Genomic DNA, 23296 nt, shown 5'->3' with positions numbered 1-23296 from the left:
TTAGGTCGTCTGAAAAATGCTTTCAGACGGCCTTTGTTTCAATTTTTCCTCAGCAAACATGAATTACTGCGAATTTGTCGACACGCTTCCTGACGATACGGACAATCCCAACAAACATTATCACGACGCGCAATACGGTTTTCCGATTGAGGACGACAATGAATTGTTTGAGCGACTGGTGTTGGAAATCAATCAGGCAGGATTGAGCTGGACGCTGATGCTGAAGAAGCAGCAGGCATTTCAGACGGCATTTAAAGGTTTTGACATCGATACGGTCGCCGCATTTGACGAAGCCGATATTGAGCGACTGCTTGCCGATGCAGGCATCGTCCGCAACCGCCTGAAAATCAACGCAGCCATCTACAATGCGCGACAAATCAAACAAATACAGCAAGAATACGGCTCATTCAAAAACTGGCTGGATGCGAACCATCCGCTCGACAAGGCTGAATGGGTGAAGCTGTTTAAAAAACATTTTAAATTTGTCGGTGGCGAAATCGTCGGCGAATTTCTGATGAGTACCGGCTACCTGCCCGGCGCGCATGTGGAAACCTGTCCGGTTTATAGGGAAATATTGGCATGTCGTCCGAAGTGGGCGGAGGCCGTCTGAAACAACATCTGCAAGAAAAAACAGTGTTGATATCGATAACACCAAAGGAGTAGAAATGAAACTATCTGAATTGTTCAACCCGAACGAATTTGCCGCGCGCCATTTGAGCTTTGGCGACGAGGCTGCGCTTTTGGAAGCGCTCGGCGAGAAGAGCATGGATGATTTTGTCGGCAATACCGTGCCGCAAAGCATCCGTATGCCGTCCGAACTCGATTTGCCCGAAGCGTTGACCGAGGCGGACGCGTTGGCGAAATTGAAAGGCATCGCGTCGAAAAACGTGATCAACAAATCCTATATCGGTTTGGGCTATTACCCGACCCGCGTGCCGAATGTGATTTTGCGCAACGTATTGGAAAATCCGGGTTGGTACACCGCCTACACCCCGTATCAGGCGGAAATTGCACAGGGTCGTTTGGAAGCTTTGTTGAACTTCCAACAAGTGTGTATCGATTTGACCGGTTTCCCTGTGGCAGGCGCGTCTTTGCTGGACGAGGCAACTGCCGCCGCCGAAGCGATGGCGATGGCGCACCGCGTGGGCAAAGTGAAATCCGAGCGTTTCTTTGTGGATGCGCGCGTGTATCCGCAAACTTTGGACGTGATGAAAACCCGCGCTAAATATTTCGGTTTTGAACTGGTGGTCGGCGATTTTGCCCAAGCCGACGAGGGCGAATACTTCGGCGCGCTGTTCCAATACGTCGGCAAAGACGGTGACGTGCAAGACTTGCAGGACGTTATCGGCCGTCTGAAAGCCAAAGGCACAATCGTGGCCGTTGCCGCCGATATCATGAGCTTGGTTTTGCTGAAGTCTCCGGCTGAATTGGGCGCGGATATTGCTTTGGGTAACACCCAACGCTTCGGCGTGCCGATGGGCTTCGGTGGTCCGCACGCTGCTTATTTCGCGTTTAAAGACGAGTTCAAACGTTCCGCTCCGGGCCGCATCATCGGCGTATCCAAAGACGCATCGGGCAAACCTGCCTTGCGCATGGCTTTGTCCACCCGCGAGCAACACATCCGCCGCGAAAAAGCGACATCCAATATTTGTACCGCACAAGCATTGCTGGCGAACTTGGCCGGTATGTATGCCGTTTACCACGGCCCTGAAGGTGTGAAACGCATTGCCAACCGCATTCATGCGCTGGCTTCTGCTTTTGCCGATGCGCTGGTTTCAGACGGCCTGAATGTGGTTCACAAGGTCTTCTTCGATACCGTTACCGTCGATTTCGGCAGCAAAGAGAAAGCAGACCAAGTGTTTGCCGCTGCTTTAGAATCGGGTTACAACCTGCGCCGCGTCAACGATACTCAAATTGCAGTTGCATTCCATGAAACGTCGGCATACGAAGATTTGGTCGATTTGTACCGTGCGTTTACCGGCAAAGATACGGCTACATTTGCCGATGATGTCAAAGGCCGTCTGAATGCCGAATTGCTGCGTCAGGATGACATTCTGCAACATCCTGTGTTCAACAGTTACCACACCGAACACGAAATGTTGCGCTACCTGAAAAAACTCGAAGACCGCGACTTGGCGATGAACCGCAGCATGATTTCATTGGGCAGCTGCACCATGAAGCTCAATGCGACTGCGGAAATGTTGCCGATTACTTGGGCAGAGTTCACCGACATCCACCCCTACGCCCCCAAAGACCAAGCCGCAGGCTACCGCGCACTTTTGACTGACATGGAAAACAGCCTGAAAGCCATCACCGGCTTTGACGCGATTTCCTTCCAGCCCAACTCCGGCGCGCAGGGCGAATACAGCGGCATGCTCTCCATCCGCCGCTATCAGGAAGCCAACGGCGAGGGACACCGCAACATCTGCCTGATTCCTAAATCCGCCCACGGCACCAACCCTGCGACTGCCGCTATGCTGGGTTTGAAAGTCGTTGTTGTCGATACCGACGAACACGGCAACGTCAACATCGACGATTTGAAAGCCAAAGCCGAGCAATACCGCGACGCTTTGTCCGCCATCATGATTACCTACCCGTCCACCCACGGCGTGTACGAAGAAGGCATCCGCGACATCTGCCGCATCATCCATGAAAACGGCGGACAGGTTTACATGGACGGCGCCAACCTCAACGCCCAAATCGGCATCATGCAGCCTGCCGAAGTCGGCGCGGACGTGTTGCACATGAACCTGCACAAAACCTTCTGTATCCCCCACGGCGGCGGCGGTCCAGGCGTCGGCCCTATCGGTTTGAAAGCCCACCTTGCCCCGTTTGCACCGGGACACGCTTTGACCGACACCCACAGCGCCAGTGCCGACCAAACCGCCGTTGCTGCTGCGGCCTTCGGTTCTGCGTCCATCCTGCCGATTACTTGGATGTACCTGACCATGATGGGCAAACAAGGCATGGAGCAGGCGACACGCTGGGCATTGCTCAATGCCAACTACGTCGCCAAACGTCTGAGCGAAGACTATCCGATTCTGTATACAGGCAAAAACGGCCGTGTCGCGCACGAATGTATCGTTGATTTGCGTCCGCTCAAAGCCGAAAGCGGCATCACTGAAACTGACATCGCCAAACGCCTGATGGATTACGGCTTCCACGCACCAACGGTTTCTTTCCCTGTTGCCGGCACGCTGATGATCGAGCCGACCGAGAGCGAGAGCAAAGCCGAACTCGACCGCTTCATCGCCGCCCTGAAACAAATCAAACAGGAAGTGCTGAAAGTCGAGCGCGGCGAATGGCCGAAAGAGGATAATCCGCTGGTGAATGCTCCGCATACCGCAGCAGATGTAACCGGCGAATGGGCGCATCCGTACTCCCGCGAAGAAGCTGTCTTCCCATTGCCGTTCGTCCGCGAACACAAATTCTGGCCGAGCGTCAAACGGGTAGATGAAGTGTATGGCGACCGCAATCTGGTTTGCTCCTGCTTGCCGATTGACGCATACGAAGATTAAGCCTGAATAGGTTTAAAATTGAACAGGCCGTCTGAAAATGAAAATAGTTTTCAGATGGCCTTTTGTTTGTTAAGATATTCCACCCGAGAACGTACGTTTGTTTTGGGTAAAACAACAGATAAGGCATTCGGAAAAATAGACGGCGAATGCCTTTGTTTGCGGATAAAACCAAACGGCTTTCAACAACGATAAACAAAAGGCCGTCTGAAAACAGGAGGATATGATGGATGAACTTTTTATTCAAACGCTGACGATTGCCGGCTCCGATTCCGGCGGCGGCGCGGGCATACAGGCGGATTTGAAGACATTTCAGATGCGCGGCGTGTTCGGTACCAGCGTACTGACAGCGGTTACCGCACAAAATACTTTGGGCGTATCGGCAGTGCATCCGATACCGACCGACATGATTGCCGCGCAAATTGCCGCGATTCAGGAGGATTTCCAAATCCGCGCCTATAAAATCGGCATGCTGGGTACGGCGGAAATCATCGAATGCGTGGTGGAACAAACCGCCGAATGCGACTTCGGCAAACGCGTGTTGGATCCGGTCATGATTGCCAAAGGCGGTGCGCCGTTGTTGGAAAATTCAGCCGTCGAAGCCATGAAGCGCCTGCTGCTGCCACATACGGACGTATTGACCCCCAATCTGCCCGAAGCGCAGGCTTTGACGGGTATCAATATTGAAAACCGCCAAGATGCGGAACGCGCCGCCAAAATTCTTCAGGATTGGGGCGTGAAAAATGTGGTGATTAAAGGCGGCCATCTTGCCGACAGTCAAAGCGAATATTGCACCGACTGGCTGTTTACGCCATACGAAACCATCGAGCTGAACAGCAAACGTTTCCCGACGCCGCATACGCATGGCACGGGCTGCACGTTTTCTGCCTGCATTACTGCCGAGTTGGCAAAAGGGTTTAGCGTGCCCGAGGCGGTTCAAACGGCAAAAAACTATATTACCGCCGCCATTTCCCATCCTTTGGGCATCGGGGCAGGGCACGGACCGGTCAACCACTGGGCGTATCGGGACGAATAATGCGTTCAGACCAATTGTAATTGATTGTATTTTTCAGATGGCCTGACTAGGTTTATCACTTGAAATTGTTTACAATATCGGATTAATGCTTTTACGGATAAAAAAGACACCATGCAAGTTACTTCAAAATGGATAGACGGAATGTGCTTCGTCGGAACAACGGCAAACGGACACAGCGTTGTGATGGAAGGCGCGGCGGCTGAAGGCGAAGTCAAACGCGGCCCCAGCCCGATGGAAATGCTGTTGTTGGGTGTAGCAGGCTGTTCTAGCATCGATGTAGTGATGATTGCCGAGAAACAACGCCAAAAAATCACCGACTGCCGTGCCGAAGTGACTGCCAAACGCGCCGACACCGCGCCGCGCGTGTTTACCGAAATCCATATCCATTTCAAAGTGTATGGTCGGGATTTGCAAGAAAGCGCGATTGAACGCGCTGTACAGATGTCTGCCGAAAAATATTGCTCCGCATCGATTATGCTGGGCAAAGCGGCAAAAATGAGCCACAGCTTCGAGATCGTCGAAACAGAATAGGGCGGTTTCAGGGGGGGTGTCGGAGCGTGAAACGGCTGCCCACAAAAAAAGCAGATATATTCACGCATTAACATGAATATATCTGCTTGCTTTTTATTCCTTTTTCTCTCTCTCTATCAGCCTTTATAACTTGGCTTGTTGACCTCATTGTGCAAGTTTCGTTTAACATTGTCAACAATTTTTAATTATATTTTAAACACCCCCGAAAGCTGCAGGTTTGTAAACGCTTGTGCCTTAATACGGATACTGGGGAAACATTATGGATTACGAAAATAATACCAACGTTGCGCCTGCAACTTCATCGCTTATTTTGGAAGAGCGTCACGATTCGGAACTCTTCCGCGTGTACGCATTGATTTTGGACGGCATTACCGACCATCTGCTGCTGCCGGGAAAAAAACTGACCGAGTCCGAGCTTTGCCGACAAATGGTTTGCTCGCGCAATACCGTGCGTGGCGCATTGTCACTTTTGGCGCACGATAAAATCGTCGATTTGCAGCCCAACCGCGGTGCATTTGTCCATGTGCCGGACTTGAAAGAAATGAAAGACGTGTTCAACACGCGTATCGAAATGGAAAGCATGATTTTGAGCGTCCTCATCGATATGCCTGATTTGGAAACGCGTCTGCAACCGCTTTACGCCATGATTGAGCAAGAGGGCGCAGCCTCCGAAAGCGGCGACCGCGTGGGTTGGAACCGCCTGTCCAATGCCTTCCATGTCGAATTGGCGCGGCTGCTGGACAACGATGTCCTGTTTGAAATCATGAATACCTTGTGTGCACGTTCTTCATTGATTGTGGCTGTTTCCGATCCGCTGCGCAAAGAAAAGCGCAACATCGATTCCAATTCACACCATGAACACCGTGAAATTCTCGATTTATTGGTGGCCGGCAAGCGCAACCGTGTGACCAAAGTCATACGCCGCCACTTGAGCGTGTGTATGGAACGCTTGGAACAAAAACTCGAGATGTAATCGGGTTGACAACAACAAGGCCGTCTGAAATATTCAGACGGCCATTGGTTTATCCCTACAAAACGAAACGCCATGAAACCCAAAATCCAAAGACACGAACATATCCTCAGCCTTGTCCGCGAACATAACTTTATGACGGTGGAAGAATTGGCGGCGAATTTGGATGTTACGCCGCAAACCATACGCCGCGATGTGCAGGAGTTGAGTGAAACCGGACAGCTCAAACGCTATCACGGCGGCGCATCTTTGGGCGACGTTTCAGTTGTAACGGCAGGGCAGGAGCGGCGCAACCATCAGCAGCAGGAAAAAAACGCCATTGCCCGATTGATCGCTTCCACCATTCCCGATAATGCCTCGCTATTTATCAGCATCGGCACCACCATGGAAGCCGTCGCCGCCGAGTTGGTCAGACAGCGTAAAAACCTGCGGATTATCACCAACAATATCTACGCCGCCTCCATCACTGCGGCGCGTACCGACTACACGGTCATCATCGCTTCCGGCGTGGTCCGCCCATTGGACGGCGGTATTACCGGCGTGGCGACTGTCGATTTCATCAACCAATTCAAAGTCGACTATGCCATCATGAGTACTCACGGCATAGAAAACGACGGCTCGCTTTTGGATGACGATTACAAGGAAGTCAGCGTCATGCAGGCGATGGTGAACAATGCCCGCGTGCGCTATCTCGGTGTCGACCACAGCAAGTTCAACAGCAATGCCTTGGTCAGACTGGGAGATATCGGCGCATTCGATAAGCTGTTTACCGACCGCACCCCATCCGCCGCCATGCAGAAAACCCTAAACGAACGCGGCGTGGCGTGGCAGGTTGCCGACCCTGTATCAAAGTAGCCAAGTCGGGTACAATTGAGCCATCATTCCATTCCTTTCAGACGGCCTGATTGAATGCTCAGGCCGTCTGAAAACAGAAAATCATTTTCCCATCAAAGAAATATTATGTTGAATAAAGACCAATTCGCGGACAACCACTTTATCCGCACCATCATCGATGAAGACCTCAAAAGCGGTAAACATACAGCCATCCAAACCCGTTTCCCGCCCGAGCCGAACGGTTATTTGCACATCGGCCACGCCAAATCTATCTGCCTGAACTTCGGTTTGGCTTATATTTATGATGGTTTGTGCAACCTCCGTTTTGATGATACAAACCCTGAAAAAGAAAACGACGAATACGTCAACGCCATCAAAGAAGATGTTGAGTGGCTCGGTTTCCATTGGGCGGGCGAGCCTCGTTTCGCATCCAACTATTTTGACCAGCTCTATGATTACGCCGTCGGTTTAATCAAAGACGGCAAAGCGTATGTCGATGATTTGACGCCCGAAGAAATGCGCGAATACCGTGGCACACTGACCGAAGCAGGCAAAAACAGCCCTTACCGCGATCGCAGCATCGAAGAAAACCTCGACCTGTTCACGCGCATGAAAAACGGCGAATTTCCCGACGGCAGTAAAACCCTACGCCTGAAAATCGACATGGCATCGGGCAACATCAATATGCGCGATCCTGTCATCTACCGCATCCGCCGCGCCCATCACCACAATACCGGCGACAAATGGTGCATCTACCCGATGTACGACTACACGCATTGCATTTCCGATGCCATCGAAGGCATCACGCATTCCTTGTGTACGCTCGAATTTGAAGCCCACCGTCCGTTGTACGACTGGGTGTTGGACAACATCCCTGCGCCGCACGCCACGCGTCCGCGCCAATACGAGTTTTCCCGTTTGGAGCTTCTGTATTCCATCACGTCCAAACGCAAGCTGAACCAACTGGTTTCAGAAGGCCATGTTTCCGGCTGGGACGATCCGCGTATGCCGACCATTTCCGGTATGCGCCGCCGCGGCTACACGCCCGAAGGCCTGCGCCTGTTTGCCAAACGCGCCGGTATTTCCAAATCTGAAAACATCGTCGATATGAGCGTGTTGGAAGGCGCGATTCGCGAAGAGCTGGAAAACTCCGCGCCGCGCCTGATGGCGGTGTTGAATCCGCTCAAAGTGACCCTGACCAACTTCGAAGCCGGCAAAACCCAAAGCCGCCGTGCCGCGTTTCATCCGAACCACGAAGAAATGGGCGAGCGCGAAATTCCCGTGTCCCAAACCATTTACATCGAAGCCGACGACTTTGCCGAAAATCCGCCCAAAGGCTTCAAACGCCTGATTCCCGGCGGCGAAGTGCGCTTGCGCCACGGCTATGTCATCAAGTGCGATGAAGTGGTAAAAGACGAGGCAGGCAATGTGGTTGAACTCAAATGCAGCATCGACCACGATACCTTGGGTAAAAACCCCGAAGGCCGTAAAGTCAAAGGCGTGATTCACTGGGTTTCTGCCGAACACGCCGCCGAAATCAAAGTCCGCCTCTACGACCGCCTCTTTACCGTCGAGCGTCCCGATGCCGTGCGTGGCGAAGACGGCAACTACCTGCCGTTTACCGATTTCCTCAATCCAGAATCCATCAAGGAAATCACCGCCTACGCCGAGCCTGTCGCAAAAGATTTGCCGGCGGAGAGCCGTTGGCAGTTTGAACGCATCGGCTACTTCGTCACCGACCGCAAAGACCACAGCAAAGACACGCCGGTGTTTAACCGCACGGTGACGTTGAAAGATTCTTGGCAGCCTAAGTAATCTGTTTGCAGTCGCTATATTGAAGGCCGTCTGAAAACTTGAAATCCGGTTTTCAGACGGCCTTTGTCGATAAAGGGATGAGATGGAACGTTATTCTGTACATTTGAAACTGCTGGGAATGGCAGTGTTGTGGGGCGCATCCTGGCCGATGGGGCGGATGCTGGGGCAGTCGCTGCCACCGCTGACGGGCGGGGCAGTTCGGTTTGTCTTGGCTTCGGTTTTGTTGTTGGGCTGGTTGTTTGCGCGCAGCAGGTTCGCGACTTTGGCGGCTTTGTCGGCACGGCAATGGCTGGGTTTGACGGCGGCCGCTTCCGTCGGCGTGTGCGGCTATGCGGTGTTTTTTATGCTGGGTTTGCAGACTATGCCGGCAGGCAAGGCGGCAGTGGTCGTGGCGGTGAATCCCGTGTTGACGCTGCTGTTGGCAACTTGGTTTTTCGGCGAGCGTTTAAATGCGAAGATTTTGGCGGGTATGCTGCTGGCGGTCGGCGGTGCCATTATGGTGGTAACGCAAGGGCAGCCGTTGACGGTATTGTCGGGCGGCATCAAGGCGGGGGAGTGGCTGATTTTCGGCTGCGTGGTCTGTTGGGCGGCTTATACCTTAATCGGTCGTGCGGTTTTGCGCGGAATAGACGCGCTGACGGTAACGACGGCAACGTCGTTCATTGGTGCGTTGATGTTGTCGGTGGTGGTGTTGTGGACGGACGGATTGCCTTTTGAGGCGATAGCGGCAATGGATGGGCGCGGTTGGACGGCCTTGGCGTGGCTGGTCATCGGTGCGACGGTATTGGCTTATGCGTGGTATTTCGAAGGCGTAAAGACTTTGGGCGCAGGTAGCGCGGCGGCGTATATTACGCTTGTGCCGATTTTCGGTGTGCTGTCTTCGGCGTGGGTTTTGGGCGAACCGCTGCATATTTCGCTGGTCGCAGGCTGTGCGGCGGCAGTCGGCGGCATGACGCTGATGCGGTACGGGCAGAAGGCCGTCTGAAGTTGGGTAAATACTCGGATTTTGGGCGATAGGGTTGCGATTGTCAAGCTGTTGCCGGCCCTAATCTTATTGCAGGGTAAGATTATGGTCTCGGCTCAGTGTTCGATTTAAAAATTTGACACCCTGCTTCCAACTGCCTAAAATTCAACTTTCTCAAAAATCTACCGTATCCTGCGGCACGATTTCATACTTTCAGACGGCCTGTGTGCCATCTCTCTGATACCATCCAAAATATATCAATACTATGCACGTTTCAGAACTCCAAACCCTCCACATTTCCAAACTCTTGGAAATGGCAGAAGAACATGGCATTGAAAACGCCAACCGTTTCCGCAAACAAGACCTCGTTTTTGCCATCGTCCGCCAGATGATGAAGCAGAATGTCAGCTTTACCTGTTCGGGCACACTTGAAATCCTGCCCGACGGCTTCGGTTTCCTGCGCAGCGCAGATACTTCTTATCTTGCCGGTCCTGATGATATTTATGTTTCGCCCACGCAAATCCGCCGCTTCAATCTGCACACCGGCGATACCATCGAAGGCAGCGTGCGCGTGCCGAAAGACAACGAGCGCTATTTCGCGCTTGTCCGCCTCGATACCATCAACGGCGATCCGCCCGAAGTCTGCAAACATAAAATCCTTTTTGAAAACCTCACGCCTTTATTCCCAACCGAACAATTCAAACTCGAGCGCGACATCAAAGCCGAAGAGAATCTGACCGGCCGCGCCATCGACTTGGTTTCCCCAATCGGTAAAGGCCAACGTGCATTGTTGGTGGCGCCGCCTAAAACCGGTAAAACCGTGATGTTGCAAAACATCGCCCACGCCATTACCGCCAATTATCCTGATGTCGAGCTGATTGTCCTGTTGATTGACGAGCGTCCGGAAGAAGTAACCGAAATGAGCCGTTCTGTACGCGGCGAAGTCGTTTCCTCTACGTTTGACGAACCGGCGCAACGCCATGTACAAGTGGCCGAGATGGTGATTGAAAAAGCCAAACGTATGGTCGAACACAAAAAAGACGTGGTGATTTTGCTGGATTCGATTACCCGTTTGGCGCGCGCCTACAATACCGTCGTGCCGACTTCGGGTAAAATTCTGACCGGCGGTGTCGATGCCAACGCTTTGCACCGTCCGAAACGCTTTTTCGGTGCGGCGCGTAATGTGGAAGAGGGCGGTTCGCTCACTATTATTGCGACAGCACTTGTTGAAACCGGCAGCCGCATGGATGACGTGATTTACGAAGAGTTCAAAGGTACGGGCAATATGGAATTGCACCTTGATCGCCGTATGGCAGAAAAACGCCTGTTCCCGGCCATCAGCATCAATAAATCCGGTACGCGCCGCGAAGAATTGCTGGTGCCGAACGATCAGTTGCAACGTATGTGGCTCTTGCGTAAATTCCTCCATCCGATGGACGAAATCGAAGCGACCGAGTTTTTGGTGGGCAAACTCAAAGACTCCAAAAACAATGACGATTTCTTTGAATTGATGCGCGGTAAATAAACATAAGGCCGTCTGAATATGTTTCAGACGGCCTTTGCTTCATTTTAGGAAACGCTTATGAATACCCGAATGAATTGGCAAAACTTATTGTCCACCCAACGCTTCCGTCCCAAAAACGGCGAAATTGTGCCGACCGTTACCCCTTCGACCCAGGAAGGTGCCGATGCCTTGCGTACGGATTTTCACATCGATTACGACCGGGTTGTTTTTTCCGGAGCCTTCCGCCGCCTTGGCCGAAAAACGCAAGTGCATCCGCTGGCGCAACACGATTTGACGCACAACCGCCTGACGCACAGCGTTGAAGTTGCCAGTGTGGGCAGGAGCTTGGGCAACCGCGTGGGCGTGATGTTGCACAACGGCGGTTTTCTGCCGCAGGGCAATACGCCCAGCGATATTGGTGCCGTGGTGCAGGTTGCCTGTTTGGCGCATGATTTGGGCAATCCGCCGTTTGGCCATACCGGCGAAGATGCTTTGCGCGATTGGTTCAGACGGCCTGAACATCAAATTTATCTGAACACATTAAACGAAGCGGAGCGCAACGATATTCAAACCTATGAAGGCAATGCGCATAGCCTGCGTATCGTCGCCAGCCTTGAAATGTATCCGGAGGCGGGCGGAATGCGTCTGACTGCGGCAGCTATCGGCGCATTGCTGAAGTATCCGTGGACAACGCAACATCCGAACGGCAGAAAAAAATTCAATATTTATCAAACCGAGTTGCCGTTTATCCGTCAAGTTGCCGACGAATTGGGGCTGGTTTCCGCAGGAGCAGACAGTTGGGCGCGCCATCCTTTGTCTTATTTGATGGAGGCTGCCGACGATATTTGCTATGCCTTGCTGGACTTGGAAGATGCCGTCGAATTGGATTTGCTCACGGATACGGAAGTAGAAAGTATTTTGTCCGAGCTGACCTTTGCCGAAAGCGCGTGGCACGCCAGCTCCAGCCGTCAGCGTTGCGCCATGTTGCGCGGCATTGCGATCGGCAAGGCAATTGATGATGTCGCGCAAACCTTTATGCTGCATCAGTCCGACTTGTTGGACGGAACATTCAAAGGCAAAGATTTGCTGGCTCTGTGTAGCCCGCAAGTGCAAAATACTTTGGCAAAAGCGAAAGAATTGGCGCAAACACGGATTTTCCGCCATCACACCAAACTCTTGACCGAAATCGCCACGTTCCCATGCTTAGGCTCTATCTTGGATTTGCTTGTCCCTGCCGCTTATGCCCTGATTGCAGAAAAACAGTTGGCAACGCGTCAGTCTTTGGCGTTGGAATTATTGAAAAAGCACAATCCGATTCTTCCTGAAGACAGTCTGTATCAGGCCTATATGAAGATTTTGGATTTTGTCGGCGGCATGACCGATAACTCCGCCGCCAAAATGGCGCAGGATTTGTCGGGAGTAGGGATTTTACGTTAATTTTATATTATTTAATTTCAAATAGTTAAATAAAAATATAAAAAATATCCGTGAAAAGGGTAGACAGGTTTTAGGAAAGCCTATATTATTCGGTCTTCTTGATTCACAACGCACTAGCGAAGTGATGAGGATGCACCCGTAGCTCAGTTGGATAGAGTATCTGGCTACGAACCAGAGGGTCGGGCGTTCGAATCGCTCCGGGTGCGCCACAAGATTTATCCGCGCCCATCGTCTAGCGGTTAGGACATCGCCCTTTCACGGCGGTAACCGGGGTTCGATTCCCCGTGGGCGTGCCAGTTTTCAAAAAAACGCAATCTGTTTCAGATTGCGTTTTTTTATTGCATTTACTGTTTGTGTTCTAAGGCCGTCTGAAACGCTTAGCAACTCAAGAGGCAGAAGTGTGTAAAATCAATTGCCCTGAATTTTGTCATCTCTATGCGCTTTTCAACCTCATTTTACCATTGTCAAAACCCGATTTATTGACAATAGTATTCATCTTAAAAATTCCCAAACCTGAATTTACATGATTTCATATTTATAATTTCTTGATTTTATAAAATAAAAATATTTATTTGAACTTTTCCTAAAAAATGCCGTCTGAGATAAAGACAAGACGGAATATCTCTGTTAATGTGTAAATGTCAGCCGGCGTTTGCCGGTTTTTTATTGAAACCATTTGGGAGTCAATTATGAATATGAATGTTAAATTAATCGTTCCTGCTGTTTTGGCGGCTGTTGCCCTGACTGCATGTAGCAGCGGTTCTAAAGCCAAACCTGAAGCTAAAGCTGCGCCTACTGCGCAACAACAAACCCAAGCTCAGGCTCAACAAGCTCAAGCTCCAGTACCTAATACTTTGAAAGTAGACTCTATCGACGGTAAAAAAGAAGTTCACTACAAATGCGGTAAAGACGGCAAAGAGCCTTTGAGCGTAATGTACGGCTTCAAAGGCAACGAAGTTGTTGCTGCACAAGTAAAATACAAAGGTCAACTAACTGAAAACCTGTTCCGTATCACTGACAGCAGCAAAGATGTAAACGCATTCTGGGGCGGCAATGTCGCTTGGGTTGCTGAAGCTGCCACTGCAGCCAACGTAGACAAAGTTGACGGCAACATGCTGACTATCCGCGGTACTACCGAAGTAAACGGCAAACAAGAAGTGGTTGATCAAATCGTTACCCGCTTCTGCGCATTGGACAACGGCGCGAAAGCTGCTGCTAAACCAGCTGCTAAAAAAGCGAAAAAATAATCTTTTACCAAAAGCTTTAAACGCTGGGTAAAATAAAACAGGCCGTCTGAAAAGTTTTCAGACGGCCTGTTCTTTTGAGCGGTTTAACCTAAGAACCAGAATTTCAATGCCCACAACACAGCGACGATCCATACCATAGGCGGTACGTCTTGGGTGCGGTTGCACAAGAGTTTGATGAGTGCGTAGCTGATAAAGCCAAATGCAATACCGTCGGCAATCGAGTAGGTAAACGGCATAAAGACGATGGTCAGGAATGCTGGTGCGGCTTCGGTCATGTCGTCCCAGTCGATTTCACGCGCGCTGCGCAACATTTGCGCGCCTACATAGAGCAGGGCGGGTGCGGTAGCGAATGCAGGGATACTTTGAACCAGCGGGGAGAAAATCAGACAGGCCAGCATCAGTACGCCGACGGTAACGGCAGTCAGGCCGGTACGGCCGCCGGCAGAAACGCCTGCCGCGCTTTCAACGTAAGGAGTAGTGGAAGAAGTACCCAATGCGGCGCCTGCGATAATGGCGGTTGAGTCGGCAAGCAGGGCGCGTTTCAAACGTGGCAGTTTGCCGTCTTGCAACAGGCCTGCGCGGTGGGAAACGCCGACCAATGTGCCGGTAGAGTCAAACAGGTCAACCAGGAAGAATACAAAAATCACGCTAACCATGCTGACGGTGAACAAGCCTTTGAAGTCCATCTGCATGAAGGTTGGCGCAATGCTCGGAATTTCGCCGACCACGCCTTTGAACTCGCTCAAGCCCAAGATGGTGGAGATGGCGGTCAGCGTCAGAATGGTAATGATGATGGAGCCTTTAACGCGGAAATGGCCAAGTGCAACCACCATGACAAAGCCAGCCATCGCCAGCAGGGCGGTAGGCTGGTGGATGTCGCCCAAACCGACCAAGGTGGCAGGATTGGCCACAATCACGCCTGCGCCTTTGAGCGCAATCAATGCCAAGAAAAGGCCGATACCTGCGGCAATCGACATTTTCAAGCCCATAGGCAGGGCGTTCACCAGCATTTCGCGCACTTTAAAGAAGCTGAACAAGATAAAAATGATGCCGGAGATGAAAACAGCGCCCAAAGCCACACGCCAGTCTACGCCCATGCCTTTGACGACGGCAAAGGTAAAGTAGGCGTTCAAACCCATGCCCGGAGCGAGGGCGATCGGGTAGTTGCCGACAAAGCCCATCACGAAACAGCCGATGGCGGAGGCGATACAGGTGGCCACAAATACTGCGCCCATATCCATGCCGGTTTCACCCAGAATCAGGGGATTGACGATGATGATGTAGCACATGGCGAGGAAGGTTGTCACCCCGGCCATAATTTCCGTGCGGACGTTGGTCTGATTGGCGTTGAGGTTGAATAATCTTTCCAAAACGCTTTGATTTGAAGAACTCATTCGAGATATTCCTTTGGGGAAAGCCGTTCAAAGACGGCATCATCGGGTTTAATTGTCGGAAGCTCGGATTTTGACCTTAACTTCTCAACAGATAAGGGAATTTTCGGGCGGTATTATACTGAAAAGCCTTTTGTTCGGGTAATAAAAATACATGAATCAGATAATGCCGGGCCGAACCAAGATAAAGGCCGTCTGAACAGTTTCAGACGGCCTATGTTTGTGTGTGCTTATACTGGTTTGCCTTTCAGGGAGAAGGTGTAGGCTTCGGTGATTTCCAAATCGATCATTTGGTTGATCATGTCGGGTGTGCCGGTAAAGTTGACCACGCGGTTGTTGGCGGTACGGGCTTGCAGTTGGTCAGGGTCTTTTTTGGAGATGCCTTCAACCAAGCAGCGTTGAACCGTGCCGATCATGGTTTGGTTGATGCGCGCAGTTTCGGCTTCGATGACTTCGTTCAAAGCTTCGAGGCGGCGCACTTTTTCTTCATGCGGCGTGTCGTCGTGTAGGTTGGCGGCAGGCGTGCCCGGACGCGGACTGTAAATAAAGACGAAGCTCAAGTCGAAGGCAATGTCTTTTACCAGTTTCAAGGTTTGCTCGAACTCGCGCTCGGTCTCGCCCGGGAAGCCGACGATAAAGTCGGAGCTGAGGCACAAATCAGGACGGATGGCGCGCAGTTTGCGGATGATGGATTTGTATTCCAAGGCGGTGTAGCCGCGTTTCATCGCGCTCAATACGCGGTCGGAACCGCTTTGAATCGGCAGGTGCAGATGGGAAACCAGCTTCGGCAGGTCGCGGTAGCACTCGATAATCGCGTCGGTAAATTCGCGCGGATGGCTGGTGGTAAAGCGCAGGCGTTCGATGCCGGGGATTTCGTGGACGATGCGCAACAAAGTGGCAAAATCGCAGATTTCGCCGTTTTCCATTTCGCCACGATAGGCATTAACGTTTTGGCCTAAGAGGTTGATTTCTTTAACGCCTTGTTGCGCCAAACCGGCAATCTCGGTCAATACGTCGTTGAGCGGGCGGGAGAATTCTTCGCCGCGGGTGTAAGGGACGACGCAGTAAGAGCAGTATTTGGAACAGCCTTCCATAATGGAAATGAACGCCGAGCCGCCTTCTACGCGCGCAGGCGGCAGGTGGTCGAATTTCTCGATTTCGGGGAAGGAAATGTCGATTTGAGACAGGCCGGTGGTTTCTTTGTCAACGATGAGTTTGGGCAGGCGGTGCAGCGTTTGCGGGCCGAAAACCACGTCCACATACGGAGCGCGTTTGACGATGTTTTCGCCTTCTTGAGAGGCAACGCAGCCGGCAACGCCGATGATGAGGTCGGGATTTTTTTCTTTGAGCGGACGTACGCGGCCCAAGTCGGAGAAGACTTTCTCTTGCGCTTTTTCACGCACGGAGCAGGTGTTGAACAAGATGATGTCGGCGTCGTCAGGTTGGGTAACCTGTTCGATGCCGCCGTGTTCTTCGGCGAGGACGGACAGCATTTTTTCGCTGTCGTACTCGTTCATTTGGCACCCGAAGGTGCGGATAAATACTTTTTTCATGGTTTGTTTTGATTGATTTGCTTGTTGTAAAAGGGTTCAGACGGCCTGTGAAATACTCGGGCCGTCTGAAAAATTATTCTTCCGCCTTTTTCTGCTTTTTGGCGTGTTCGATGAACCTGTCGGCTTCGGCATCGGTCAAAATCCAGATTTCGCGGACGAGGCGGCTTTCTTCGTTGTATTTGAACGCGACGGCTTTGCCGGTTTGGTTCAGCAGGCGGCCCATGGGGATGAAACGGTCGTTTTCATCGTGGATTTTGGTGAAGCGGGTGATTTGCAGTTTGGCTGCATTGCCGTCCACAATGCCCAAGGTCAGCAGGCGCGTCCAAGAAAAACCACCTTTGCTGACTTTCAGATAAGGCAGATCGACAGTTTTTAAAACGGCCACGTCCATATCATCAGGCAGGCTGCGTTGTGCATGGACGAGAGAGGACGCCAAAAGGGCGAGGCTGAGTATGAATCCGCGTAACATGATGCTTTTCTTTTATTGTTTCAATAGGTCGCGGATTATAGCACAAGCAGGAAAAATGTGGATAGAGTGTTTGTTTTTAAAGAATAATTTTGATTTTGCGCCCGATTCTTATTTTGAAGCTTGGGCCGTCTGAAAAGGATTTGGTGTTAAAATGGCTCCGATTTGATTTTCAGACGACCTCTTACGAAAGAATTGACCATGAACCGTAATGAAAGCTTGTTCAACCGCGCCAAAGCCATTATTCCCGGCGGCGTGAACTCTCCTGTGCGCGCATTCGGCAGCGTCGGCGGCGTACCGCGCTTTATCAAAAAGGCAGAAGGCGCGTATGTTTGGGACGAAAACGGCACGCGTTATACCGACTATGTCGGCTCTTGGGGCCCTGCGATTGTCGGTCATGCCCATCCTGAAGTCATTGAAGCCGTGCGCGAAGCGGCATTGGGTGGTTTGTCGTTTGGTGCGCCGACTGAAGGCGAAATTGTCATTGCCGAAGAAATCGCCAAAATCATGCCGTCCGTCGAGCAGCTGCGCCTTGTCAGCTCCGGTACGGAAGCAACGATGACCGCCATTCGTTTGGCACGCGGTTTTACCGGTCGGGACAAAATCATCAAGTTTGAAGGCTGCTACCACGGCCATTCCGACAGCCTGTTGGTGAAAGCAGGCAGCGGTCTGCTGACGTTTGGCAATCCTTCTTCCGCCGGTGTGCCTGCCGACTTTACCAAACACACTTTGGTACTCGAGTACAACAATATCGCCCAACTGGAAGAAGCCTTTGCCCAAAGCGGCAATGACATTGCCTGCGTGATTTTGGAGCCTTTTGTCGGCAATATGAATCTGGTTAGGCCGTCTGAAGCCTTCGTCAAAGCCTTACGCGAATTGACTGAAAAACACGGTGCCGTGTTGATTTACGACGAAGTGATGACCGGTTTCCGCGTGGCGTTGGGCGGCGCGCAATCCTTGCACGGCATCAAACCTGATTTGACCACCATGGGCAAAGTGATCGGCGGCGGTATGCCTTTGGCGGCGTTCGGCGGCCGTAAAGATATTATGGAATGTATTTCCCCGTTGGGCGGCGTGTATCAGGCAGGTACATTGTCCGGCAATCCGATTGCGGTTGCCGCCGGTTTGAAAACACTGGAAATCATTCAGCGCGAAGGCTTCTATGAAAACCTGACTGCCCTGACCCAACGCCTCGCCAACGGTATTGCCGACGCGGCTAAAGCACATGGTGTTGAATTTACGGCGGACAGCGTGGGCGGTATGTTTGGTTTGTATTTTGCCAGCCATACGCCGCAAAACTATGCCGACATGGCGCGTTCCAATATCGACGGTTTCAAACATTTCTTCCACGGTATGCTCGACCGCAATGTCGCATTCGGCCCGTCAGCTTACGAAGCCGGTTTTGTTTCCGCCGCGCATACGCCTGAGCTGATTGACGAAACCATTGCTGTGGCACACGAAGTGTTCAAAGAAATGGCAAAATAAAAGCTGAAGCTGTCATGTGAAAAAAGGCCGTCTGAAAAATATTCAGACGGCCTTTCGCTATTTTAAATCAATGCTTGATTATGCTTCTTCGGCTTTGCTGCGGATAATCAGCAGAGGCAGGTGGCTTTGACGCATTACGGTCTCGGCGAAGCTGCCCATCAGCAGGTGCATCAGGCCGGTGCGGCCGTGTGTACCGAGTACCAGCAGGTCTGCACCGTTGTTGTCGGCGTAGTCAACCAAGTCTTGCGCCATTTCGCGCGCGCCTTTGTTGGCAACCAACAGGTGTTTTACGATGTTTTCAACGCCGCTTTCACGCGCTGTTTTTTCTGCGAAATCCAAAACTTCGTTACCTTGAGCCACTGCGGCGGCTTCGTAGCTTTCGTGTTGCAGGAATTCAGGAGCTAAAGCCATGTATTCGGCAGGGTTGGCAACGTGAACCAAAGTCAGTTGGGCTTTGTTGAGGCTTGCCAGTTCGGCAGCGTGTTTCAATGCATTGAGGGAAGTCTCGCTACCGTCAACGGCTACAACCAGATGTTTGTACATATTTATTCTCCTTTTGCGCCGAGTAGCGGCACTTTCGTTTAATATGAAATCAGAACGTGTCTGAATGTGAAACGATTATAAACTCTTTCGGGCGGGTACAACAGCCCATCTGCTTTCAAGTATAATGTCTGTCCGAATCGCCTGTCGCGTTTTTCATTAATTTATTGATATATCACAAGGTTACTTATGCAGGACGCCGCTTTTCTTTCTTCGCGCCGCTTTGGCGGCATTGCCAGACTTTACGGAGACGAAGCACTGGCGCGCTTTTCGCGTGCGCATGTGTGCGTGGTCGGCGTCGGCGGTGTCGGCTCGTGGGCGGTGGAGGCTTTGGCGAGGAGCGGTATCGGTCGTTTAACGCTGATTGATTTGGACAACGTTGCCGAGTCGAATGTCAACCGCCAGTTGCACGCTTTGACCGATGATTTCGGTAAGGCAAAAGTTACCGCTTTGCGCGAACGCATTGCCCAAATCAATCCGCAATGCGAAGTGACGGAAATCGAAGATTTTGTGACCGAAGACAATCTGGACGAGCTTTTCAGACGGCCTTTTGATTTCGTCATCGATGCCATTGACCAAATCCGTGTCAAAGCGGCGATGGCGGCGTATTTCGTGCAACATAAACAACCGTTTATTATCAGCGGCGGCGCGGGCGGACAGAAAAATCCGGCTTTAATCCAAACCGCCGATTTGAGCCGCGTTACCCACGACCCTCTGCTTTCCAATTTGCGCTATACCTTGCGCAAACGCTACGGCTTCAGCCGCGATACCAAAGAAAAAATGCGCGTGCCTTGCGTTTATTCAACCGAGAATATTACGCCGCCGCAATCCGGCGAAGCGTGTTCGACCGATGCTGCGCCGCAAGGTTTGTCCTGCGCGGGTTATGGTGCGAGTATGTTGGTAACGGCTTCGTTTGGATTGTATTGTGCGCAGGCGGCGGTGGAGCATATCGCAGGGCGGAAGTGAGGGGTAGGGGAAGATGGTGAAGAGCCGATTTTTTAAAGCCTACTTTATCGCCAGCCTGATTTATGCGGTATGGTTCGGCGTGTTGATGTATGCTGTCGATCCGATGTTTCTCGATGTGATGGAATGCAATACGCTGCCGGGCGATTATTTGTGTGTGCAAAGCGGTTATACCCGCCCGTTCACCACTTTTCTTTATCCGTTTCTGTCTATCGTGATCTTCAGCCTTGTGCACGCCGGTATCATGAAATGGCGCAAACGCCGTTCGGTTAAAATGATTTGGTTTTTGGTCGGCTGCGAAAGTTTGCTGTTGTCGGCTTTGATGGTGGCGATGCTTGCGAGAGATGGTTTTGTGTTGTCCCGAGATATCGGCTCGGTACTGACGGGTACAGTTTTCGCCGGCCTGCCGCTGTTGGGCATGGCCTTGGCCCAGACCTTTGCCGTCGCCATCGTTTCTTTGCAAATCAATCGTAAAAACCGCTGATTTTTATATTCAAAACGGGTCGTCCTTGTTTCAGACGGCCTTTTGTTGATGAAACTTCTTACTAAACTTAAAAAGAAAAAGACCCTTTAACCATGCCTTCAGAACACCTTATTTCTTCCACTGCCGCAACGCCGTCTGAACATACCGTTGCGTGGGTGTTCGGTCAACCTGTTACCGATGTGCCGCAGGATTTGTTTATTCCGCCCGATGCGTTGAAGGTGGTATTGAGCAGCTTCCAAGGGCCGTTGGATTTGCTGCTGTACCTTATCCGCAAGCAAAATATCGATGTCCTCGATATTCCGATGGTGAAGATTACCGAGCAGTATCTGCACTATATTGCCCAAATGGAGGCATATCAGTTTGATTTGGCGGCGGAATACCTGCTGATGGCGGCAATGCTGATTGAAATCAAATCGCGCCTGTTGTTGCCGCGCCCTGAAGAAGTTGAGGATGAAGAGGCGGATCCGCGTGCCGAGTTGGTGCGCCGTCTGTTGGCTTACGAACAAATGAAACTGGCGGCTCAAGGCTTGGACGCGTTGCCGCGGGCCGGACGTGATTTTGCTTGGGCGTATTTGCCGCTGGAAATTGCGGTCGAAGCGAAGTTGCCGGAAGTGTACGTTGCCGATTTGACGCAGGCTTGGTTGGGTATTTTGTCGCGTGCCAAGCATACGCGCAGTCATGAAGTGGTGCGGGAAACCATTTCAGTGCGCGCGCAGATGACGGCGATTTTGCGCCGTTTGAACGAAAGCGGTATCAGCAAGTTCAGTGATTTGTTTAAGCCAGAGCAGGGTGCGACGTATGTGGTGGTCAATTTTATTGCATTGCTGGAATTGGCCAAAGAAGGCTTGGTGCGTATCGTACAGCCTGAAAATTATGGCGAAATCGAAATCAGCCTGAAAGACGGTTTGGAAACAAACGAAGCCGAAATGCTTTCAGACGGCCTTGAAGCTGATGAAACCGATAACGGGTATTTGGAAAAAGAGAATTTAAGATGAATTCGACGACAAGTCGCAGCAAGGCCTCTTTATGGGCGGTGGGCTTGATGCTGTTTGCGCTGTTTTTCGGCGCGGGTAACTTAATTTACCCGGCTTATTTGGGGCAGCAGGCCGGCGAAAACTGGCTTTCGGCGATGTCCGGCTTTCTGCTGACCGGGGCGGGGTTGCCATTGCTGGGCGTGATTGCCGTCGGCTATTCCGGCTCGCGCGATGTGGAAGCGCTGGCTTCCCGTGTTGCGCCTTGGTACGGCGTGACTTTTGCCGCCGCGCTTTATCTGGCAATCGGCCCCTTGTTTGCCATGCCGCGTACGGCAACGGTATCTTTTGAAACCGCCATCTCTCCTTTCATTGATGAATCTTGGAAAAGCATCGCATTGGCCGTATTCAGCCTGGTGTTTTTCGGTATGACTTATTGGCTGTCGATTTCTCCGGGGAAACTGGTTGACCGTATCGGTAAAATCCTTACGCCCGTTTTGTTGCTGGCAATTGCAATATTGGTCGGCTATGCTGCTATTAACCCGATGGGTATGCCACAGACTGCACAAGGCGATTTTGCCGCGCATCCGTTGGTCAAAGGTATTTTGGAAGGCTACGGCACCATGGACGCGCTGGCTTCGCTGGTGTTTGCCATTATCGTCATCGATGCCGTTCGCGCCATGGGCGTGGACAACCGCGCGGATTTGCTGAAGACCACGACGATTTCCGGTGTGTTGGCGGCTTCTTGTTTGGCAGTGGTTTACCTGTTTATCGGCTATATGGGTGCGACAGGCGTGGCCGGTATCGGCTTGCAGGAAAACGGCGCGTCGGTTTTGTCTAAAACCGCACAGCACTATTTCGGTACGGCCGGTATTGTGTTGCTTGGTGTCATGGTGTTGCTTGCCTGTCTGAGTACGGCGGTTGGCTTGATTACTTCATGCGCCGAATATTTCAACCGTCTTTACCCGGGTATTTCTTATAAAATCTTTGTGATACTGAATACGGTGGTGTCTATCCTGTTGGCCAACAAAGGCCTGTCAGCGATTTTGCAGTTTTCCATCCCTATGTTGATGCTGTTGTATCCGCTGACCATCGTCATCATTTTGTTGGCCTTGACAGATAAACTGTTTGGCGGCGGCCGTATTGTCTATTTCTGCACCATGATGGCGGCCCTTATGGTCGGCTTGCTCGATGCCTATAAGGCCGCGTTTGGATTTGATGCCGAAACCGCGGCTGCCATCGAGCGCGCATTGCCGTTTTACAATATCGGTTTAGGGTGGGTTGTTCCCTCTTTAGCCTGCTTTATACTCGGCTGCATTTTGAATGCGGCGTTGAAGAAAAAAGCATGATGATAAACAGGCCGTCTGAAATGTTCAGACGGCCTGTTTATTTCGCCGACCACGCAAACGACAGATGATTTTTTTAAAGAAATCCGTTATAATTGAAAAGTTAAGGCTTTGCGGAATACCGTTTCGCAGATGCAACATATTGAGAAGATTTATTTCCACAAATCCCGTTTTTTCAGCAAACGACTTGAACTGAAGGCGGATTTCGTGGTATAAATCGCGTTTTACTATTTTAGAAGTTTGG

20 protein-coding genes and 2 tRNA genes are annotated in these 23296 nt (G+C 51.5%); 18 read left to right on the top strand and 4 right to left on the bottom strand.

Going from position 1 to position 23296, the window contains the following annotated elements:
* Positions 1–58: 58 nt before the first annotated feature.
* The 13 genes from ACTHTJ_RS03005 (at position 59) to ACTHTJ_RS02945 (ending at position 13853) form a co-directional block, all read left to right on the top strand.
* Positions 59–610, top strand: coding sequence for a DNA-3-methyladenine glycosylase I (locus ACTHTJ_RS03005; RefSeq protein ID WP_070646631.1), 552 nt, complete (start codon positions 59–61; stop codon positions 608–610).
* A 55-nt stretch (positions 611–665) separates the two neighbouring features.
* Positions 666–3518, top strand: a complete 2853-nt coding sequence (gcvP, locus tag ACTHTJ_RS03000) for an aminomethyl-transferring glycine dehydrogenase (protein WP_440360767.1) — start codon at positions 666–668, stop codon at positions 3516–3518.
* A gap of 223 nt (positions 3519–3741) precedes the next feature.
* The gene (gene thiD, locus ACTHTJ_RS02995; RefSeq protein ID WP_070584798.1) at positions 3742–4551 is read left to right on the top strand and encodes a bifunctional hydroxymethylpyrimidine kinase/phosphomethylpyrimidine kinase; all 810 of its coding nucleotides are present in this window, start codon (positions 3742–3744) and stop codon (positions 4549–4551) included.
* Between the two features lie 111 nt (positions 4552–4662).
* Positions 4663–5082, top strand: a complete 420-nt coding sequence (locus tag ACTHTJ_RS02990) for an OsmC family protein (protein WP_003679886.1) — start codon at positions 4663–4665, stop codon at positions 5080–5082.
* A 259-nt stretch (positions 5083–5341) separates the two neighbouring features.
* Positions 5342–6055 carry a GntR family transcriptional regulator gene (locus ACTHTJ_RS02985; protein ID WP_070584800.1) on the top strand — a complete coding sequence of 238 codons (714 nt, stop codon included), beginning with the start codon at positions 5342–5344 and terminating at the stop codon, positions 6053–6055.
* Between the two features lie 72 nt (positions 6056–6127).
* Complete coding sequence (locus tag ACTHTJ_RS02980) at positions 6128–6907, top strand: DeoR/GlpR family DNA-binding transcription regulator (protein WP_049332174.1); 780 nt, start codon at positions 6128–6130, stop codon at positions 6905–6907.
* A 105-nt stretch (positions 6908–7012) separates the two neighbouring features.
* Positions 7013–8701: a glutamine--tRNA ligase/YqeY domain fusion protein gene (locus ACTHTJ_RS02975; protein ID WP_070584802.1), complete on the top strand. Its 1689-nt coding sequence runs from the start codon at positions 7013–7015 to the stop codon at positions 8699–8701.
* A gap of 82 nt (positions 8702–8783) precedes the next feature.
* A complete protein-coding gene (locus tag ACTHTJ_RS02970) occupies positions 8784–9686 on the top strand; it encodes a DMT family transporter (RefSeq protein WP_070584803.1) in 903 nt (300 codons plus the stop codon).
* Between the two features lie 244 nt (positions 9687–9930).
* On the top strand, positions 9931–11190 hold the full coding sequence (gene rho / locus ACTHTJ_RS02965; protein ID WP_003748836.1) for a transcription termination factor Rho: 1260 nt from the start codon (positions 9931–9933) through the stop codon (positions 11188–11190).
* Positions 11191–11247: 57 nt separating this feature from the next.
* Positions 11248–12606 carry a deoxyguanosinetriphosphate triphosphohydrolase gene (locus ACTHTJ_RS02960; RefSeq protein WP_049348127.1) on the top strand — a complete coding sequence of 453 codons (1359 nt, stop codon included), beginning with the start codon at positions 11248–11250 and terminating at the stop codon, positions 12604–12606.
* Positions 12607–12738: 132 nt separating this feature from the next.
* A tRNA-Arg gene (locus tag ACTHTJ_RS02955) sits at positions 12739–12815 on the top strand.
* 12 nt (positions 12816–12827) lie between these two features.
* Positions 12828–12902, top strand: a tRNA-Glu gene (locus ACTHTJ_RS02950).
* Positions 12903–13295: 393 nt separating this feature from the next.
* Positions 13296–13853, top strand: a complete 558-nt coding sequence (locus ACTHTJ_RS02945) for a hypothetical protein (protein ID WP_070584850.1) — start codon at positions 13296–13298, stop codon at positions 13851–13853.
* A gap of 83 nt (positions 13854–13936) precedes the next feature.
* Here the strand turns inward: ACTHTJ_RS02945 and ACTHTJ_RS02940 are convergent, their stop codons facing one another.
* From ACTHTJ_RS02940 to ACTHTJ_RS02930, 3 genes are all read right to left on the bottom strand, one after another.
* On the bottom strand, positions 13937–15247 hold the full coding sequence (locus ACTHTJ_RS02940; RefSeq protein WP_070584805.1) for an NCS2 family permease: 1311 nt from the start codon (positions 15245–15247) through the stop codon (positions 13937–13939).
* 227 nt (positions 15248–15474) lie between these two features.
* The gene (gene miaB / locus ACTHTJ_RS02935) at positions 15475–16797 is read right to left on the bottom strand and encodes a tRNA (N6-isopentenyl adenosine(37)-C2)-methylthiotransferase MiaB (protein WP_003684389.1); all 1323 of its coding nucleotides are present in this window, start codon (positions 16795–16797) and stop codon (positions 15475–15477) included.
* Between the two features lie 73 nt (positions 16798–16870).
* Positions 16871–17266, bottom strand: a complete 396-nt coding sequence (locus tag ACTHTJ_RS02930) for a hypothetical protein (RefSeq protein ID WP_049333912.1) — start codon at positions 17264–17266, stop codon at positions 16871–16873.
* A 198-nt stretch (positions 17267–17464) separates the two neighbouring features.
* On the opposite strand from ACTHTJ_RS02930, the gene hemL reads away from it, so the two are divergent.
* Complete coding sequence (gene hemL, locus ACTHTJ_RS02925; RefSeq protein ID WP_049336068.1) at positions 17465–18748, top strand: glutamate-1-semialdehyde 2,1-aminomutase; 1284 nt, start codon at positions 17465–17467, stop codon at positions 18746–18748.
* 78 nt (positions 18749–18826) lie between these two features.
* Here hemL and ACTHTJ_RS02920 read toward each other — a convergent pair whose 3' ends face one another.
* Entirely contained in the window at positions 18827–19291 is a 465-nt protein-coding gene (locus ACTHTJ_RS02920; protein WP_003680896.1) for a universal stress protein, read from the bottom strand.
* 186 nt (positions 19292–19477) lie between these two features.
* On the opposite strand from ACTHTJ_RS02920, the gene ACTHTJ_RS02915 reads away from it, so the two are divergent.
* The 4 genes from ACTHTJ_RS02915 (at position 19478) to brnQ (ending at position 23055) form a co-directional block, all read left to right on the top strand.
* Positions 19478–20254 (top strand): tRNA threonylcarbamoyladenosine dehydratase, encoded by a 777-nt coding sequence (locus ACTHTJ_RS02915; RefSeq protein WP_003748819.1) that lies wholly within the window; start codon positions 19478–19480, stop codon positions 20252–20254.
* 13 nt (positions 20255–20267) lie between these two features.
* On the top strand, positions 20268–20735 hold the full coding sequence (locus ACTHTJ_RS02910) for a hypothetical protein (RefSeq protein ID WP_070584806.1): 468 nt from the start codon (positions 20268–20270) through the stop codon (positions 20733–20735).
* Between the two features lie 92 nt (positions 20736–20827).
* Positions 20828–21730 (top strand): segregation and condensation protein A, encoded by a 903-nt coding sequence (locus ACTHTJ_RS02905; protein ID WP_070584808.1) that lies wholly within the window; start codon positions 20828–20830, stop codon positions 21728–21730.
* Positions 21727–23055 carry a branched-chain amino acid transport system II carrier protein gene (brnQ, locus tag ACTHTJ_RS02900; protein ID WP_070584810.1) on the top strand — a complete coding sequence of 443 codons (1329 nt, stop codon included), beginning with the start codon at positions 21727–21729 and terminating at the stop codon, positions 23053–23055. Before ACTHTJ_RS02905 ends, brnQ begins: the two co-directional genes overlap by 4 nt.
* The last annotated feature ends 241 nt before the right edge of the window (positions 23056–23296 follow it).

It is taken from the genome of Neisseria sp. P0018.S001, from assembly GCF_051957355.1.
Lineage (GTDB): Bacteria > Pseudomonadota > Gammaproteobacteria > Burkholderiales > Neisseriaceae > Neisseria > Neisseria subflava_A.
The sequence above is the reverse complement of the archived record's forward strand: the minus strand, read 5'-3'. Positions and strand labels throughout refer to the sequence as shown.